This window comes from Cystobacter fuscus (genome assembly GCF_002305875.1).
In the GTDB taxonomy this organism is placed as follows: Bacteria; Myxococcota; Myxococcia; order Myxococcales; family Myxococcaceae; genus Cystobacter; species Cystobacter fuscus_A.
This window is the reverse complement of record NZ_CP022098.1, coordinates 7,241,115-7,257,180: the sequence shown is the minus strand read 5'-3', so window position 1 is coordinate 7,257,180 and position 16,066 is coordinate 7,241,115. Positions and strand designations below refer to the sequence as shown.

The 16,066-nt window shown below is 68.6% G+C and carries 15 protein-coding genes; 9 read left to right on the top strand and 6 right to left on the bottom strand.

Going from position 1 to position 16,066, the window contains the following annotated elements; all coding sequences use genetic code 11:
* The first annotated feature begins 194 nt into the window (after positions 1-194).
* From CYFUS_RS54060 to CYFUS_RS29465, 3 genes are read left to right on the top strand one after another with little or no spacing between them, the layout of a single operon-like run.
* On the top strand, positions 195-317 hold the full coding sequence (locus CYFUS_RS54060; RefSeq protein WP_269770161.1) for a hypothetical protein: 123 nt from the start codon (positions 195-197) through the stop codon (positions 315-317).
* A complete protein-coding gene (locus CYFUS_RS53095) occupies positions 314-601 on the top strand; it encodes a hypothetical protein (protein WP_232536881.1) in 288 nt (95 codons plus the stop codon). Before CYFUS_RS54060 ends, CYFUS_RS53095 begins: the two co-directional genes overlap by 4 nt.
* A 57-nt stretch (positions 602-658) precedes the next feature.
* Positions 659-1,054 carry a hypothetical protein gene (locus CYFUS_RS29465; protein ID WP_095988255.1) on the top strand — a complete coding sequence of 132 codons (396 nt, stop codon included), beginning with the start codon at positions 659-661 and terminating at the stop codon, positions 1,052-1,054.
* Positions 1,055-1,269: 215 nt separating this feature from the next.
* On the opposite strand, the gene CYFUS_RS29460 is transcribed toward CYFUS_RS29465, so the two are convergent.
* The 3 genes from CYFUS_RS29460 to CYFUS_RS29450 are packed head-to-tail and all read right to left on the bottom strand — an operon-like array spanning position 1,270 to position 7,570.
* Positions 1,270-2,700, bottom strand: coding sequence for a hypothetical protein (locus CYFUS_RS29460; protein ID WP_157758733.1), 1,431 nt, complete (start codon positions 2,698-2,700; stop codon positions 1,270-1,272).
* A gap of 44 nt (positions 2,701-2,744) precedes the next feature.
* On the bottom strand, positions 2,745-4,559 hold the full coding sequence (locus CYFUS_RS29455) for a GAF domain-containing sensor histidine kinase (RefSeq protein ID WP_232536880.1): 1,815 nt from the start codon (positions 4,557-4,559) through the stop codon (positions 2,745-2,747).
* Positions 4,556-7,570 (bottom strand): GAF domain-containing sensor histidine kinase, encoded by a 3,015-nt coding sequence (locus CYFUS_RS29450; RefSeq protein ID WP_232536879.1) that lies wholly within the window; start codon positions 7,568-7,570, stop codon positions 4,556-4,558. The genes CYFUS_RS29455 and CYFUS_RS29450 overlap by 4 nt, the downstream gene beginning before the upstream one ends.
* Before the next feature lie 92 nt (positions 7,571-7,662).
* Here CYFUS_RS29450 and CYFUS_RS51025 point away from each other — a divergent pair, with 92 nt between their 5' ends.
* The 4 genes from CYFUS_RS51025 (at position 7,663) to CYFUS_RS29435 (ending at position 12,682) form a co-directional block, all read left to right on the top strand.
* Positions 7,663-7,821 (top strand): hypothetical protein, encoded by a 159-nt coding sequence (locus CYFUS_RS51025; RefSeq protein ID WP_157758732.1) that lies wholly within the window; start codon positions 7,663-7,665, stop codon positions 7,819-7,821.
* A 235-nt stretch (positions 7,822-8,056) separates the two neighbouring features.
* Complete coding sequence (locus CYFUS_RS29445) at positions 8,057-9,958, top strand: hypothetical protein (protein ID WP_095988253.1); 1,902 nt, start codon at positions 8,057-8,059, stop codon at positions 9,956-9,958.
* Between the two features lie 425 nt (positions 9,959-10,383).
* Entirely contained in the window at positions 10,384-11,241 is an 858-nt protein-coding gene (locus tag CYFUS_RS29440; RefSeq protein ID WP_232536878.1) for a zinc metalloprotease, read from the top strand.
* A 178-nt stretch (positions 11,242-11,419) separates the two neighbouring features.
* A complete protein-coding gene (locus tag CYFUS_RS29435) occupies positions 11,420-12,682 on the top strand; it encodes a glycosyltransferase (protein WP_095988252.1) in 1,263 nt (420 codons plus the stop codon).
* Positions 12,683-12,706: 24 nt separating this feature from the next.
* On the opposite strand, the gene CYFUS_RS29430 is transcribed toward CYFUS_RS29435, so the two are convergent.
* Positions 12,707-13,462 carry a sulfite exporter TauE/SafE family protein gene (locus tag CYFUS_RS29430; protein ID WP_095988251.1) on the bottom strand — a complete coding sequence of 252 codons (756 nt, stop codon included), beginning with the start codon at positions 13,460-13,462 and terminating at the stop codon, positions 12,707-12,709.
* Between the two features lie 109 nt (positions 13,463-13,571).
* Between CYFUS_RS29430 and CYFUS_RS29425 the strand changes: the two genes are divergently transcribed.
* A complete protein-coding gene (locus tag CYFUS_RS29425) occupies positions 13,572-14,480 on the top strand; it encodes a LysR substrate-binding domain-containing protein (protein ID WP_095988250.1) in 909 nt (302 codons plus the stop codon).
* Between the two features lie 156 nt (positions 14,481-14,636).
* Entirely contained in the window at positions 14,637-15,221 is a 585-nt protein-coding gene (locus CYFUS_RS29420; RefSeq protein WP_095988249.1) for a hypothetical protein, read from the top strand.
* 4 nt (positions 15,222-15,225) lie between these two features.
* On the opposite strand, the gene CYFUS_RS29415 is transcribed toward CYFUS_RS29420, so the two are convergent.
* Both CYFUS_RS29415 and CYFUS_RS29410 read right to left on the bottom strand, forming a co-directional pair.
* Positions 15,226-15,513: a hypothetical protein gene (locus CYFUS_RS29415; RefSeq protein ID WP_095988248.1), complete on the bottom strand. Its 288-nt coding sequence runs from the start codon at positions 15,511-15,513 to the stop codon at positions 15,226-15,228.
* On the bottom strand, positions 15,510-16,061 hold the full coding sequence (locus CYFUS_RS29410; protein WP_095988247.1) for an RNA polymerase sigma factor: 552 nt from the start codon (positions 16,059-16,061) through the stop codon (positions 15,510-15,512). Before CYFUS_RS29410 ends, CYFUS_RS29415 begins: the two co-directional genes overlap by 4 nt.
* Positions 16,062-16,066 lie beyond the last annotated feature (5 nt).

Genomic DNA, 16,066 nt, shown 5'->3' with positions numbered 1-16,066 from the left:
TACCGGGAAGCACTCTGCCTCCTTCGGACTTGTCCACTCAGCCGAGGTTGAACGGGAGTGCAGGCAGGCAACGCCGCGAAGCACTGAGGGACAAGGCTATGCACCCAGCAGGTCTAACGCGATTGATGGCGCTGCTAACGGCGGTTGCGGTGGCAAACCTTGGATGTGCCCACACGCAGGAGCCCGAGCGCAGGATGTACCTGATCGCCGAGAACGCAAGCAGCATCGACTTTCAAGAAGATGCACGCGGGATCGGTGGTGCTGGAGCTGAGGCTTACTGCAACGAGCTACAAAACAGTGCTACACCAAGTGTATGAGGCGCAAGCCTGAGATTCCATCCATACCGAAGCACGCTGGCAAGCATAAGGAGCACTGCACCACAAAGTGCCTCAACGAATTTATGGATTGCGTCAAGAAAATGGAGGAACTGGAGAGGCAGGAGTCACAGAGCAAGAAGCTTCAATTCCCAAATATCAACAAAGCGCTCGACTGGCTCAAAGAACACACACCCGAGGCGCCGCCCGGAACCCATGTGGTCGTGGCCGGAGTAGGATTTGTTGTTGCGATAGTCGGCGGCGCACTCTTTCTTGTTCCCATATAAGTCAAACATTGCATCCGGAGCATCCAGAAACAGAAATGCGAAAGGCTCGGCGCTACCATGCCCTACATTCCAGACTTCGATACAGACGAAATCCTCAGCGCTCTTAACGCCATCAGCCAGAAGCATCCGGAGGGCTCCCCGGAGAGAGACGTCATCGAACTCGCGCAGATTGCATTGGTCTACCCTCGCCACGTTCGGAAAGAGGATGACTTCCGCAGGTTCTACAAAGAATTCTTTGATCCTTCATTCGAGCTCAAGGTCTCCCATGAGTTTGCAACACGGGAAGAGGCAGACAAATGGCTGGCCAGCGGGAAGGCAGAGGACGCAGAGCGCGTCAGGATAGCTGGCAAGGGTTTCATGGTCGTTCGATTGCCTGGGAGGTTTACGTTTATGAGCGCACCTCTTGAAGACGAAGAGGTGGAGGAGGACGAATCGGGGGAGACTTCCGAGTAGTCGATTCAAGCTTCCGGGAATGTCACTTTACCGATTGCAACCGCGCGCTCGCCAGCAGTGCGCTGGCGGCGCTCCAGTTGCCGATCAGCGGGCTGGAGAGCACCTGCACGGCCAGGGTGTCGCCGTAACGCTGCGCGTATCACGAGGCGATGAGCCCACCCATGGAGTGGCCCAGCAGCACCACCGGCAGGCCCGGGTGCTCCTTGGGGGCGCTTCTATTTCGCAATCCACGCCGCGAAGCGCTCGTCGAGGAGCGGCGCCGCCTTGTCGACGGCGTCCCACGTGTCGTCATCGAGCTTCGGCTGGTCGTGACCGAACGGGCCCGCGCGCTTTCCGAACGTCTTCTTGAGGTCGGCCGTCATCCAGAGGCCGTTCATGTTGTGGAACCAGCGCCACGCCATTTCGCGCAGCCCCGGTACATCGCGGAGGTGGTCGTCCCAGAGGCCACGCGCAAGCGCCTGCTTCACGAACTCCGACCCCTTCGCCTCGCGTGTCTTGATCGCCGCGAGCAGCGCGCGGTGCGCCGGGAACCGCGAGGTGTCGAGCAAGCCTCGTGTCACGGCATAACCGACGAAGAGCCCGGTCGTGACGTCTGGATACCGCACGAGCGCGCCCGCGCTCTTCACGGCGAGGGTGACGGAGAGGGAGTCCTCGAATGCGAGCTCGAGCCACACGTGCGCCGCGGTGTCGAGCGGGTAGGCCCAGTAGGCGACGGTGAGCTCATCCTCGTCCGCGAAGGCGGCCCGGCGGCCGGTGGGCGGGCCGAGCAACCGGGTGACCTCCGCCTCCGAGGTCGTCTTCCACGGTACGTCCAGGACATTCTCGCCGATCCCCGCCCGCACCCATGCGGAGGAGACGTAGGGGATGAACGTCTTGGATGTCTTTGGGATCGGCAGATAGGCGTCGTTCAGGATGTCATGAGAGAAGACGAGTTCGACGCCGTGCTTCGCCGCCGCGACGTTCACCGAGTCGTTGTTCTCGCTGGTGGACGGTGGAACCTTCTTGCCGAGCACCCCGGTCACGTAGGCGATGACCTCGGGGGCATCCGCGCGCCGTCCGAAGAGTGAGGCCAGCCGCTGCGTTTTCGGGCCGAGCTTCTTCATCACCGGGGTCGGCGCGAACGTGTGTTCGGCAATGGCCAGCGCCTCCGCCGCGGGCTGGAGCGCGGCGTCGCCGTCGAGCCAGGCCGCGAAATCGAAGGCCTTCGTCTTGGGCACCTTGACCTTCTTCGCTTTCAGCCACGAAGCCAGCGCCTTCCGCCCGGGCGCCACCTCTTCGTTGTCGAGCTCGTGGATCTCCGTCTCGCCCCGGGACCATAGGATCAGGAACTCCTCGAGGCTGTTCGCGACCGTCCGCGCCTCGCCCTCCGAGCCGAGCAGCGCGACCGAGTGCGGCGCGTTGGCTCCGGTGTTCACGAGCGCGAGCAGCGAGCCGTCAGGAAGACTCAGGAACGCGAAGGCGTCGCGGCGAAGCCGGTCCGCCTGCTCGGGGTTCCACTCCTTCGGAATGACCTCGGCCGCGAGCGCATCGAACCAGCCCAGCGTTCCGTGGGTCTGTTGACCCATCCAGTCGCCAACGTCAGCGAGCAGCGGTGGAACCTGATGACCTCTTGGAGGCTGGGTGAGCTTGACCGTGTATTTCGCCATTCGCGTCAGCTTCGGTCATGGGTTCGATGCCGTAAAGACCCGGCTCACCCCTCATGAAGAGGCAGCTCCACCGTGAAGGTCGCTCCACCTCCGGGCGTGTCCGTCACGGAGATGGAACCCCCGTGCGCCTCGACCACCTGGCGCGATACCCACAACCCCAGGCCCAGGCCCCCGAAGTGCCGCGAGGAGACGGCGCGCTCGAAGCGGTTGAAGATGCGCGCCTGGTGCTCGGGCTTCACGCCAGGGCCGTGGTCCACCACCTCCAGGAGGGCGTGACTTCCCTCCCGGCGCAGCCGTACCCGCACCGACTTGCCCGCGCCATACCGGGCCGCGTTCGACAGGAGGTTGCGCAGCAATTGTCCCAGGCGCGTGGCGTCGAGTTGGCCGGGCAGGCTCGCCTCCGACTCGAGCGTGAGGGGGCACTCCTGTCGGGCCAGCTCCTCGCGCATCTGCGCGACACCGTCCGCGACGAGCACGGCCAGGTCCACCGGCTCCAGCTTCAATCGCAACCGGCCCGCGGCCAACAGGGACACGTCCAGCATCGTCTCGATGAGGCTCGCGAGCCGTTGGATCTGCCGGCGCACCGCGAAGAGCCGCTCGCTCACGAGTGTGCGCACTTCACCGGGCAGTGTCCGCTCCAGGGTCTCGAGTTGAAGGCGCAAGGCGGCCAGGGGCGTCTTGAGCTCGTGGCTCGCCACCGACAGGAAGTCGTCACGCGCGTGGACGGCTTCTCGCAGGCCCACCTCGCGGGTCTCGTGCGCCGCGGCTTCCCGGCGCATGCGCGCCAGCTCCAGGTGGGACTGCACCCGTGCCAGCAACTCCCGCGCGCTGAAGGGCTTCACCAGGTAGTCGTCCGCTCCGGCCTCGAGCCCCTCGACGGAGGCCTCCTCGCCGGCGCGGGCCGCGTCCGCCGCCACCTGACGCGCGAGCAGTTGCAGGAAGTCGCGGTAGCCCTCATCCAGGGGCAGCCGGGGGCTCAGCCCCGCCACGAGCACTGCGTTGGCCTCTCCGTTCGAGCCCAGGGTCACGGGGAGCAGCAGCGCGCGGGTCGTCGGCTCGGGCCAGGGGCCCCCGGGCAGCACTCCCAGGCGAGCGCCCAGGTCCTCGACGAGCATCTCGCGGCCCGAGCGCAGGACCTCGGCCACGGGCCAGGGGGTGTCCTCATCGAGCGCGAGCTCCACCGGAGCGGCCAGCCCGCCGCGCTCCACGCCCGTGCTGGCGTCGAGCCGGGCCTTGTCCTTCTCGACCGAGTAGAGCAGCGCGAAGGGGACGTCCGCGCCGGCCTGACGGAGCACCTGCTCCACGGAGCGGAAGACGCCCTCCACGTTCTTGTCGAGCGCAGTGCGGATGGACAGCTCGCGGATCGTCTTGAAGCGCCGGTCGCTGAGCACCTGGCGCGTCGTCTCGCTCGCGATGGTGAAGACGCCCACGAAGCGGCCTGTCTCGTCGCGGGTCGGAATGTAGGACCAGGTGAAGAAACACTCCTCCACGAAGCCCTGGCGCTCCATGAAGATGCACAGATCCTGCTTGTAGGACGCGACCAGCGAGGTCCGGACGTCCTCGAGCATGGGTTCCAGGAGGTCCCACGCCTCGGAGAGCGCCTGCTGCGCGGGCATGCCGACGGAGGCGGGGTGCTTGCCACCGAGGATGGGGCGGAAGGTGTCGTTGTAAATCAGGACGTAGTCGGGTCCCCAGTAGAGCGCGATGGGATAGGGCGAGCCGAGCATCGTGCTGACCGAGGTGCGCAGGGACGCGGGCCAGCCCTCGACGGGGCCCAGTGGCGTGCGGCTCCAGTCCAGGGCGCGCAGGAGCACACCCATCTTGCCTCCACCCGCGAACACCGTGTCCGTGGCGCTCACGGCGACGCTCCTTCCTGGGCGAGAGACACCGGGGTGGTGCGGGGCAGGCACACCCGGAAGGTGGTTCCCTCTCCCTCTCGCGAGCGGACCTCGATGGTGCCGCCATGCGCCCGCACGATGTGGTCCACGATGTACAGCCCCAGCCCCACGTTGCGGCTCGCGTTGTCCCCCGTCTTCTCTCCGCGCTGCATGGGCTGGAAGAGCCGGGGCAGCAACTCCTCCGGGATGGGGACTCCTTCGTTGTGCACCTCGAACACGATGGTCTCCGCTTCTGCGTGAGCCTTCACCTGGACGGGGGTCCCGGGGAGACTGTAGTGCAGGGCATTGCCGATGAGGTTGGTGAGCACCTGGGCCATCCGGTCCCCATCCCAGTGGGCCTGACCGTCGCCGCACTGCTCGAGCAGGATGACGCGATCGGGGTGGGCGACCTGCAGCTCGTCCACCACCTGTCGGCCGAGGGCATGGAAGTCGAGGGGAGCGGGGTGGATGGGCAGGCCTCCGCCCAGGCGGGCCCTGGTGAAGTCGAGCAGATCCCGGATCATCCGGTTGGCGCGCTCCGCCGACGCGAAGATGCGCCCGAGCGACTTGCGCTGCCGCTCCCCGAGCTCCGTGCCGCGCAGCAGCGTCGTGGCCGTCAGGGTGATGGCGGCCAGGGGGTTGCGCAGGTCATGACTGACGATGCCGATGAGGTACTGCTCGAACTCGGCGCGATCCAGGGCCAGCCGCTCGCGCTCGGCCCGCTCGCGCGCCAGGCGCAGGGCGCCTTCCACGCGCGCCAGCAGCTCGCGGGCGCTGAAGGGCTTCACGAGGTAGTCATCCGCTCCGGACTGGATGCCTTCCACGGTGGCCTCTTCGCCGGCGCGCGCGGACAGGAGGATGATGGGAATGGACGCGGTCCCGGGGTCCGCCCGGAGCGCACGCAGCAGGCCCAGGCCATCCAGCTCTGGCATCATCACGTCCGAGAGCACGAGGTCTGGCGGTCGCACCCGGACCGCTTCGAGCGCCGCCCGTCCATCCGCCACCGCCTCGACCGTGAAGCGCGTCTCCAGGAGGCGGCGCACGTAGTCGCGCATGTCCACGTTGTCATCGGCGAGCAGGATGTAACCGCCCGGGGCCAGGCCTCGCCCGGGGGGCGCCTCCGGCGCGGTGGGGGCGTGCGTGGGGGCCGGGGGAGGGGAGGCGAGCCAGCTCGAGGCCTCGTCGAGGAAGGGCGCCGCGCCGAGTCCGGTCGACCCCCGTGTGCGTGGAGCCTCGAGTCGCTCGCGCGGCAGGTGGGCGGAGCCGGTGGGAAGGCACACGGTGAAGGTGCTGCCCTGGCCCGGTGTGCTGTCCACGCGCACGCTGCCACCGTGCAGCTTGACGAGCTCGCGCACCAGGGACAGGCCGATGCCACTGCCCTCGTGGCTGCGGCCCCGCGCGCCCCGCACCTGGTGGAAGCGCTCGAAGATGCGTGACTGCTCCTCGGAGAGGATGCCCGTGCCGGTGTCGCTCACGGACAACTCCACGTGCTCGCCGCACCATCGCAGGCGCACGGCGATCTGCCCCTCGAAGGTGAACTTGAACGCATTGGAGATGAGGTTGAGGACAACCTTCTCCCACATCTCCCGGTCCACCCAGATGGGCTCTGGCAGGGGCTCGCACTCCACCCGGAGGTGCAGTCCCGCCTTCTCCATGGCCGAGTCGAAGGCACTGGCGAGCCCCGCGGTGAGTACGGCGAGGTCCGTGGGCTGGTAGCTGGCCTGGACGCGGCCCGCCTCGAGACGGCTGAAGTCCAGGAGCGTGTTGACGAGCTTGAACAGACGCAGGCCATTGCGGTGGACGAGCTCGAGCGCCCGACGCGCCTCGTCCGGCAGCCGGCCCGTGGTCAGCAGCTCCTCGAGCGGGCCGAGCATCAGCGTCAGGGGCGTGCGGAACTCATGGCTGACGTTGCTGAAGAAGGCCGTCTTGGCCCGGTCCAGCTCGGCGAGGGCTTCGGCGCGCTGCTTCTGCTCCTCGTAGGCGCGTGCGTGGGCGAGGGCGGTGGACAGATGGCTCGCCACGAGCTGCAGGAAGCCCTGGTACCTGTCGTCGAATTCGAGCCGGGGGCTCAAGCCCACCACGAGAAAGCCCACCGGGGACTGGCCGGTCTCTCCCTCCACGGGCAGGACGAGGGCGCGGGTGGGCACCGGGAGGCCCTCGCCCGCGAGCGCCGGGAGCAGGCGCTGGGGCAGTGGCATCACCTGGACGGGCCGGTGGGTGGCGAGGACCTCGTGCAGTGGCCAGTCGTCCCGGGGCGAGGTCAGGTCCAGCACGGGCGGGAGCGTGGAGAGGCCCTCCTCCCGGAGTCCCCGGGCCGCCGCCCGCGACGCGTGTCTGCCTGCGGTGTCGCACAGGTACAGAAGCGCGAAGGGCAGGTCATTCGGGTTGCCGTCGAGCGCGCCCATCGCCAGCCGTGCGGCCTGCTCCACGTTCCGGGCCTGGAACGAGTCCGCCGCCATCCGCTGCAGGGTGTACAACCGCCGCTCGCCCTGCACCTGGCTGCTCGTCTCCTGGACGGTGACGAGCACGCCCCCCCGCCCTCCGGCATCATCGGGAATGGGGCTGTGTGAGAAGGTGAAGTAGGCCTCCTCGAAGAAGCCCTTGCGGTTGATGAGCAGCAGCAGGTGCTCGGACCAGGTGGCCGGGGCGCCTCGGAGGACACCCTCGGCCATGGGTCCGATCGTGGACCAGATCTCCCTCCAGACCTCCATCGCCGGCGCGCCCATGGACGCGGGGTGCTTGTCCCCCAGGATGGGCCGGTAGCTGTCATTGTAGAGCTGGACCAGATGCTCTCCCCACCACACCAACATGGGGAAGCGGCTGCCCAGCACCACGCCCACCATGGTGCGCAGGGCGGCGGGCCACCTCTCCACGGGTCCAAGCTCGGTGCGCGACCAGTCGATGGCACGCATGAGCGCGCCCATCTGCCCGCCGCCCGCGAACACTTCCGCGGCGGTGGTGGGCGCCTGGGTCTCTGGGGCGTTCTGGCTCATTCGGCTGCGATGACTTCGTTGACGTCAAGTACCCCAGCCAGGGTGCACATCCTTCACCCTGTAAACCATGGGTTCATGCGGGAGGCGTGTTCGTGCGAAGACATTGCGAGCAGGGCTCCGACGAGCACGCCATGCTCATCCCCCATGTCATGCACGATGCTCACTTCACCGGGGTGGGGCTCAACCTCCTGCTGACGCTCGACGCGCCCTTGACCGAGCGTCACGTGGCTCGCGCGGCTCGCCGGGATTGACCCGGCCCGCGGCCAGCCACGCCCTCGCCCGGCCGCGAGAGCTGTTCGCCCGCCACGTGGCTTCGCTCGACGCGGGGCGGCATCCGCAAACACTCGCGCATCGGCCACGAGGCGTCCGCGTCGGCCAGCCCCGGCGGGACGCGCTGAGGGAGATGGCCTCCAGAGGGAGGATTCCGAGGTCTGGAGAACGTGGAATCAGGTTAGGGTGCGCGCCCATGAAGAAGGTCCCGGTTCCATGAGAGATTCCTCGTCCAGGACGTATGGACTGGAAGCCTTTGGCTTGTTCGTGTGGCTCGGCGTCCTGGCGCGGGTCTTCACCCACTTCGATCCGGGCAGTGAGGCCCTGGTGGGATGGACCTCGGACGCGGCCATTCCGGTGCTCCAGTCGAATGACCCCGTCTTCGACGCCTTCCACCTGTACTACTACGGTCAGGATCGCCTCGGCGCCTGGCCCTGGCTCCTCGCCCAGGCGTGGCGCGCGCTCACCGGCTTCGACTGGACGCCCCACCGGTTGTTTCTCTTTCATGCCACCTGGGCGTGTGGGGCCTGCTTCGCGCTGCGGGGCCTCCACCGGCAGGTGGGCTGGGTCCTCGCGGCGTGCTTCGCGGCCCTGGTGCTCCTGGCACCGATCTGCCACGCGTACCTCTTCGACGTGGGTCAGCCTTATGGATGGCAGCTCACGGCGCTGCTGCTCGGGTGGTGGGCCTTTTCCCGCCTCGTCGAGGCACTCGCCCGGCCAGCTCCGGGCCGGGTCACCTGGGGATGGGCGGGTCTGGCCACGCTCCTGTCGGTGCTGGCTTGCTGGACGTCACCCACCTCGGGCCCGATGCTGCTGGTGTGGCTGGTGGTGTTGGGGGTCCGTGCCAGTGCGCTGAGCCCACCGGGACGCGCCCGCTGGCGCCCATGGCTGTCCCTGCTGCCCTTGGCGGGGGGCATCCTCTTCGAGTCGGGGGCGCGCTCCGTCTTCCACCGCTTCGCCAAGAAGCACTTCGGGCATGCCTACCGCACGAACCTGCGACTGGATCTCGCTCACCTCCAGGAGAACGTGCGTGGGCTGTTCGCGACGTTCTTCGCGGAGGGGATCGCGCCGCTCGTCGTCCTCGGATGGCTCCTGGGGCTGATCGCGCTGGGCTTCCTGCTGCACCATCTGCGCCGGCGCACGCTGGCGGCCCACGCCGCTCCGGTCGAGCTGGCGGCGCTCACGCTGGCGCTCGCCGGAGCGGCGCTCGGCAACCTGCTGCTGTGCCTGGTGGTGCAGCACGTGCGAGACAACGGCTACAGCATCCGCTACCTCGTGCCCACCTTCGTGCTGGGGGTGTTGGCGGTGGCCGCGGGCGCCTTCTTCCTGGCGGGGCTGGTGCCCGTCCTGCGCGCGCGGATGGGGGTGCTCTGCGCGGTGTTCGCCGGAGGGCTGGTGGTGGGTGGCCACCTGCTCGTGAAGCCGCGTCTCGAGAATCCCTACCTGGCGACGGCCCAGGCGGTGATGGACACGCTGGTGGCCCGAGCCGACGGCGCGGTGCTGCTCGGTGGCTATTGGGACAGCTATGTCCTGGGCGCCCTGGATCCCTCGCGCCGCCTGCCCACGGTCGTGCTGGAGGGGGAGTACCTGCGCACCCCCTTCTGGGTGTCGCGGGTGCGGGAGGCGGATGAGGTGCTGATGTCCTTGAGCCAGTCTCTCCAGCCCGAGACCGTCCCGGATCCTCCTCCATGGCTCTTCCAGCATGGCGTGCCCTTCCAGCTCACGGAGCCACGTTGGCTCGAGCGCGCGCCCTTCCGGATCGCGCGGTACCGAGGTGTGCGGGACGACACCCGGCCCGTGCGGCTCGAGCCCTCGCAGGGCTTCAAGCCTTGCGAGGCCGGTGCGTCGCTCACCGTCCACTTCGACCCGCCCCTCCAGCGAGGGCTGCTGGTGATGGGTGCCGAGACGCCGCCGGAGGGAATCGAGGTGGAGGCGCCCGGTGCGCTCGAGGCGCGGCTGGAGGGGGTGGCGGGGGCGTGGTGGTTGCGTCTGACCTCGGGAGAACAGCCCCTGCGTCAGGTGGCCCTGCGGGTGCGCTCCGGGCGTGAGGCCGAGCGCTGTGGTTTCAGGGGAGCGGTGCTCGTGACCGGCGCGCCGCTCGCGTTCACTCCGCCTTGAGGGACGCGCCTTGGGCAATCAGGGGCCCGCGGGGTGGGGTGCGGCATGTGATTCCGAGCAAGGGGAACTACCTCAGGACTCCGGCGAAGCCACTGGCCACGGGAGGCGTGAAGGATCCCTTCCTCTGGCAATCCCATCATCAAACTGCCTCCACGAGAGGGACGGCCGGGCATTCCCGACGACACCGAAACCTGGGAGGCGCTCAGGTGAGCAATCCCAATCAGCGGCAGGTCGTCTCCTGTATGCCGGGGTAGTCCCGACACCCTGGTGTCCTGGTTTTTCACTGTCAGCTTTTCTTCCTCCTCTCTCCGTGATGGAGGATTTTTCCAATGAAAACAGATTCTCGGTTGTTGATTCTCTTTTCTTGAGATATAAGTACTTCCAACTTTTCCCGAGGAGCTGGAATGTTCCGTGGCGTTGTCTCGATGAGTGGAAAGTTCGCGGTGGTCCTGGGTTCGATGCTGGCGCTCGGTGGGTGCACCGAGGTGGAGCAGGCGCCCGCGGAGGAGGTGACGCAGCAAGTGGTGCGTGGCTGCGCGACGCAGGAGCTGAGCGCAGAGGAGAAGCAGAGCGTGGAGCAGGCCCTGGCCGGCCGTGTGCGGGCCCAGGCGCGCGCCGCGGGCTCGGTGAACATCAACGTCTACTGGCACGTCATCAACAACGGCACCAGCACCTCGCAGGGCAACATCTCGGACGCGGCCATCGCCAGCCAGATCTCCGTGCTCAACGCCGCCTACGCGAATACGCCTTTCAAGTTCACCCTGAAGGCCACGGACCGCACCACCAACTCCTCCTGGTACACGTGCAGCGGTGGCGCCTGTGAGAAGAAGATGAAGGCGGCGCTGCGCCAGGGCACCGCGGCCGACCTGAACATCTACTCCAACAACATGGGCCAGGGCCTGCTGGGCTGGGCGACCTTCCCCTCCAGCTACGCCTCGCAGCCGAGTCTGGACGGCGTGGTCATCCTCTACAGCTCGCTGCCCGGCGGCACCGCGGCTCCCTACAACGAGGGTGACACGGCCACCCACGAGGTCGGCCACTGGCTGGGCCTGTACCACACGTTCCAGGGCGGCTGCACCGGCTCGGGTGACTACGTGAGCGACACCGCGGCCGAGTCCTCCGCCGCCTTCGGTTGTCCGACGGGCCGCGACACCTGCACCACCGCAGGCGTGGATCCCATCACCAACTTCATGGACTACACCGACGACTCGTGCATGAACACCTTCTCCACCGGTCAGAACGATCGCATGGACTCGCTGGTGCAGCAGTACCGCGGTCTGTGATTCGAGCCTGAGTCTCCGAAGGACCGACGCCGGGGCGCTCCAAGCGCTCCGGCGTTTTGCTTTTCAACGAGTTCCCCCCGGACTTCCGGTGATTGTACTTTTTCCGGAGCACATTATAACTGGCCATCAAACTCTGAATCTGGATTCAGGGAAGCACGGAAGGCACGAGGGAAGGGCCATGAGCGCGACGTTCCTGGTGTTGGCGTATGGCGAGGCGGGGCACACCCTGCCGATGTTGAGCATCGTGGAGGGGTTGATCCGCCGGGGACACCGGGCGTTGGTCTACGCCCCCCGGAAGTTCACGCACGGCGTGGTGGCGGCGGGAGGAGAGTCGCGCGAGGGCAGGACGTTCGGGGATCCGTTCGAGCGCATGATGCAGCTTCGGGCGAGCCGGAAGCAGCGGCCCGTCCATCAGGTGGTGCGCGACGTCGTGCGGGGGCGGGCAGGCATGGTGGGGGAGATCGTGCGGATGGCGCGGGAGTGGGAGGACGTCATCCGGACCGAGCGGGTGGACGGCGTGGTGTCGTTCATGTCCCCGGCGGCCCGGTACGCGGCGGAGCTCACGGGGCGGCCCTTCGCGAGCGTGGGTCCCAATCCCCTGATGCTGTTCGGCGCGGACGGGAAGATGGTGCTGCCGCCCAACCCGATGATGAAGTACCTGCCCCGAGGGCTCCTCGACTCGCTCATGGGACTGGCCCTGCCCCTGGCCCGCTGCCGGGAGGAACTGGGGTTGCCTCCGAGGAAGGGGGGCCCGTCCGAGTTCTTCCACACCATCATGTCCGACACCCTGCACCTGGTCACCGTGCACGAGGGCTTCTACCCCCCGGGGCCCCGGGGGCCCGGGCAACTGTGCGTGGGCCCCATGTCCTACAGCCTGCCGCGTCCCCAGGCGGCGCCGTTCCCCGTGGACACGCTCGCGCCCGGTACGGTCCTGGTGAGCACCACCACCCTGCCCATGGACGGAGGCCTCTTCCGGCGCACGCTCGAGGCCCTGGCTCCACTGAAGGTCCCCCTGCTCGCGACGGCGGCCGGTGCCGCGGACATCCCCGAGGGACTGGGCGCGCACGTGCGGCTCGAGTCCTTCGTCCCCCATGATCAGGTGCTCCCCCACGTCTCCGCGCTGGTGACGCACGGAGGATGGGGCACCACCGGCCGGGCCCTGCGCCAGGGCGTCCCCATGCTCATCACCCCGCTGTTCGGGGACCAGCCCCTCATCGGCGCGCGGCTGGCGGAGATGGGGCTCGCCTACCACCTGCCCAGGAAGCAGGCGACGAAGGAGGCCATCCAGAAGGCCCTCGCCGCGCTGCTCCAGGACACCGCGCTGCACCAGCGCGTCCGGGCCGTGGCCCAGCAACTCCAGGCCCTCGACTCGCCCCGGCTCGCCGCCGAGGCCCTGGAGAAGCTCGTCGCGCGGCCGGGGTCGCTGCGCTCGGCGGCCTGAGCGCCTTTCCTGGCGCGGCACCGCTCATCCGGCTCGGACGAAGTACGCGATCGTCAACAGGAGGGACAACCCGGTGACGCCGAGCCGCAGGTGCCGGGAGTCCATCCGCCGGGCGAGCCGCGCACCCGCGTAGCCGCCCACCACCGCGGCGCCCAGCACGAGGAGGGTCTCGGGCCAGGACACCGCGCCCAGCACGACGAAGCAGAGCACGGCGATGGTGTTCGTGGCGGTCACCAACAGCGCCTTGAGGGGGTTGAGGACCTTCAAGTCCGAGCGGCCCAGCAGGCTCCAGACCGCCATCATCATGATGCCGACCGCACCTCCGAAGTAGCCGCCATAGATGGCGAGCAGGAATTGGAGCGAGAGCAGCACGGCGGGGGAGGAGCGGACCCGTGAGCTGGGCATGAGGCCCGGCCGGGCCCCGAGCGCGAACACGCCGCTGGCCAGGAGGAGCAGCCAGGGCAGGAGCCGATCGAAGGCGGCCCGAGGGGTGAGCACCAGCAGCAGCGAGCCCACGAGGCCCCCGGCCAGACTCACCACCACCAGGGCGCGGAGCGACACGCCTCGCGGAGGCGAGAGGTCGGCGCGATAGGCCCAGGTGCTGGCGAGTCCTCCCGGGAAGAGGGCGACGGTGCTGGATGCATTCGCGACGACCGAAGGCACACCGGCCAGGACGAGGGCGGGGAGGGTGACGAACGTGCCACCTCCCGCCACGGCGTTCATGGCCCCCGCGAGCAGGCCCGCGCCGAGGAGCCAGGGGAACGTGGAGAGCAGGTTCATGCCGTGAGCTTGCGGACGTCCCCGCCTCCGGACAATGTGGAAGAAACGCGGGCAGCCTTCGCTTGCCACGAAGGCAGGAGGAAATCGCCTGTCCTGGCGAGGAGGCGTGATGGGCTTGGACCTGATGGACCTGCGGCTGTTCCTCCTCGTGGTGGAGACGGGCAGCATCACCCACGGGGCGGAGCGGGCCCACCTCGCGCTCGCCTCGGCCAGCGCGCGCATCCGTGGCCTGGAGGACGAGCTGGGTGTGGCGCTGTTGGAGCGCGAGCGGCGCGGGGTGCGGCCCACGCCTGCGGGCCGGGCGCTGGCCCAGCATGCCCGCGCCGTGCTGCGGCAGGTGGAGAACCTGCGCGGTGAGCTCGGCGGCTACGCGGGTGGGGTGCGGGGCCAGGTGCGCCTGTTGTCCAACACCGCGGCCCTCACCGAGTTCCTCCCCGAGGCGCTCAGTGCCTTCCTCACCGCGCATCCCGAGGTGGATGTGGAGCTGGAGGAGCGGCTCAGCCACGAGATCGTCCAGGCGGTGGCCGAGGGGCGGGCCGAGGTGGGGCTGGTGGCGGACACGGTGGAGCTCGGCGCGCTGGAGACGTTCGCGTTCCAGGAGGACCGGCTGGTGGTGGTGATGGCGCGAGGGCACCCGCTCGCGGCGCGCCGGACGGTCACCTTCGCCGAGGTGCTCGACGAGCCCTTCGTGGGTCTGGGCGAGGGCAGCGCGCTCCAGGAGCACCTGGCGTGGCATGCGGCGCGCCTTGGACGGAGGCCGCGCTACCGGGTGCGCCTGCGCAGCTTCGATGCGCTCTGCCGCATGGTGGAGCGAGGCGTGGGCGTGGGCGTGATTCCAGAGGCCGCGGCCCGGCGCTGTCAGCGCTCGATGGCGATCCGCCGGGTGGCGTTGAGCGACGTCTGGGCCACACGCCGGCTCATCCTGTGCGTGCGCGACCACGAGGCCCTGTCCGTCCAGGCCCGGCTGCTCGTCGATGCGCTCCGGGCGGACGGGCCCAGTCGGCGTGGACGTGGATGAGCCATTTGGGCTGTCGTCCTTCCAGGCGGGCGAACAAGCAGGCGGTGCCCTGGGTGAAGGTCCAAGGTGTGGGGCTCAGTGGTCCTCCAATGGGGGAGTGCCTAGTTCATCAGGACGGCTCCGAGAGGTCTTCGCGATCCACACGGGGAGGGACCGATGAGGCACTGGATGCGGGTGGGCTGCATGGTGTTGAGCGCGAGCGCGATGGCGTGTGCGAGCCAGTTGGCCCGTTCACCAGCACCCACGAGCGCGGACGAGGCGGCCCCCGTCGCGGTGAGCGCCGGAGGTGGTGGTGGGGCCACCGTGGACACGGGCCAATTCCCAACGGAGGACACCGTGGCGGAGCCCGTGGGGGCGAAGCACGACCTCTACGAGCAGGTGGCCCGGGAGCTGAAGATCAAGCGTGAGAAGCCCAAGGGCCTGGACGAGGGCACGGGTGGCTCGGGCGTCTCGGCGGAGGAGAGGCATCTGTGCGCCAACGCGCTGAACTCCCCCGAGCACGTCACGGTGGTCTCCGGCATCATCAACTTCCGCTCCAACGGGCTGGTGGTGGTCGACGTGCCGGGCAAGGGACCCGTGAAGCTGCGCACGGATGACGCCACCTGCACCGTGCAGGCAGACAAGGCGTTGCCTCCCGAGGCCTTGAGCGAGGGCACCGAGGCCCGCGTGGCCTACGTGGAGGACGCGGGAGAGCCCACGGCTCGGGTGATTCGCGCCGAGCCCATGCGCTCCCTGCGTTAGTCGCTCACCTCAGGGCATCGACGACATACCAGAGCAGGGCCGTCCCGAGGCTGAAAGGGACGGCGGGGGACACCATTCCCGAGGAGGAGAACATCCCCGCGTCCCAGGACAGCAGGGAGAACGTGGCCGTTACTCCCCAGGTGGCTCCCAGGGCGATCATGCGTCTCACGGGCCGCTCGCGCGGGGGCAGGCGCTGGAGCACCCGGTGCTGGAAACCGCCATCGGACAGCTCGGACGGCGGCCGCCGCTGGAGCATCGATTGGATCCAGGCCTCGTCATCATGGCCGTTCATGGGGTCTCCTCGAATCGTCGGCGCAGCTTCTCCTTCGCGCGCGCGACGTGGGTCTTGAGCGTGCCCAACGGACAGTCGAGGACGACCGCCGCCTCCTCGTGGGTCAGCTCGTTGGCGTAGGTGAGCACGAGCGCGGCCCGCTCTCGTGGCTTGAGCGTGGAGAGCGCCCGCTCCAGATCGTAGCGCTCCAGGAGCACGTCCGGCAGGTGGATCGCGGAGGGTAGTTCCTCCTCCACCGTGGGCAGCGCCAGGGGCTCGTTCCGGCTGCTCCGATCCTGGCTGAAGTACGTGTTGCAGGCGATGCGGTAGAGCCAGGAGGAGAACTTCGCCCCGCCCCGGTAGCCACGCAGCCCCCGGTAGGCCCGCAGGAACGTCTCCTGCGCCAGGTCATCCGCCTGCGCCACGTCTCCCCCGGTCAGCCGCCGCAGCAGGGCGCGCACCGCGGATTGGTGCCGCGCCACCAGCTCGCCAAAGGCACTCCGGTCATCCCGCACGAGCACGCGCGTGATGAGCTCGGTGTCCGAAGGGGTTTCAGGAGGGGAGGACATGACGC

What these genes read in the sequence shown, in the direction of transcription:
- CYFUS_RS54060 (WP_269770161.1), top strand. Translation starts at nt 195, where the DNA reads ATGTACCTGATCGCCGAGAACGCAAGCAGCATCGACTTTCAAGAAGAT.
- CYFUS_RS53095 (WP_232536881.1), top strand. Translation starts at nt 314, where the DNA reads ATGAGGCGCAAGCCTGAGATTCCATCCATACCGAAGCACGCTGGCAAG.
- CYFUS_RS29465 (WP_095988255.1), top strand. Translation starts at nt 659, where the DNA reads ATGCCCTACATTCCAGACTTCGATACAGACGAAATCCTCAGCGCTCTT.
- CYFUS_RS29460 (WP_157758733.1), bottom strand. Translation starts at nt 2,700, where the DNA reads ATGGCGAAATACACGGTCAAGCTCACCCAGCCTCCAAGAGGTCATCAG.
- CYFUS_RS29450 (WP_232536879.1), bottom strand. Translation starts at nt 7,570, where the DNA reads ATGAGCCAGAACGCCCCAGAGACCCAGGCGCCCACCACCGCCGCGGAA.
- CYFUS_RS29445 (WP_095988253.1), top strand. Translation starts at nt 8,057, where the DNA reads ATGAGAGATTCCTCGTCCAGGACGTATGGACTGGAAGCCTTTGGCTTG.
- CYFUS_RS29440 (WP_232536878.1), top strand. Translation starts at nt 10,384, where the DNA reads ATGAGTGGAAAGTTCGCGGTGGTCCTGGGTTCGATGCTGGCGCTCGGT.
- CYFUS_RS29435 (WP_095988252.1), top strand. Translation starts at nt 11,420, where the DNA reads ATGAGCGCGACGTTCCTGGTGTTGGCGTATGGCGAGGCGGGGCACACC.
- CYFUS_RS29430 (WP_095988251.1), bottom strand. Translation starts at nt 13,462, where the DNA reads ATGAACCTGCTCTCCACGTTCCCCTGGCTCCTCGGCGCGGGCCTGCTC.
- CYFUS_RS29425 (WP_095988250.1), top strand. Translation starts at nt 13,572, where the DNA reads ATGGGCTTGGACCTGATGGACCTGCGGCTGTTCCTCCTCGTGGTGGAG.
- CYFUS_RS29420 (WP_095988249.1), top strand. Translation starts at nt 14,637, where the DNA reads ATGAGGCACTGGATGCGGGTGGGCTGCATGGTGTTGAGCGCGAGCGCG.
- CYFUS_RS29415 (WP_095988248.1), bottom strand. Translation starts at nt 15,513, where the DNA reads ATGAACGGCCATGATGACGAGGCCTGGATCCAATCGATGCTCCAGCGG.
- CYFUS_RS29410 (WP_095988247.1), bottom strand. Translation starts at nt 16,061, where the DNA reads ATGTCCTCCCCTCCTGAAACCCCTTCGGACACCGAGCTCATCACGCGC.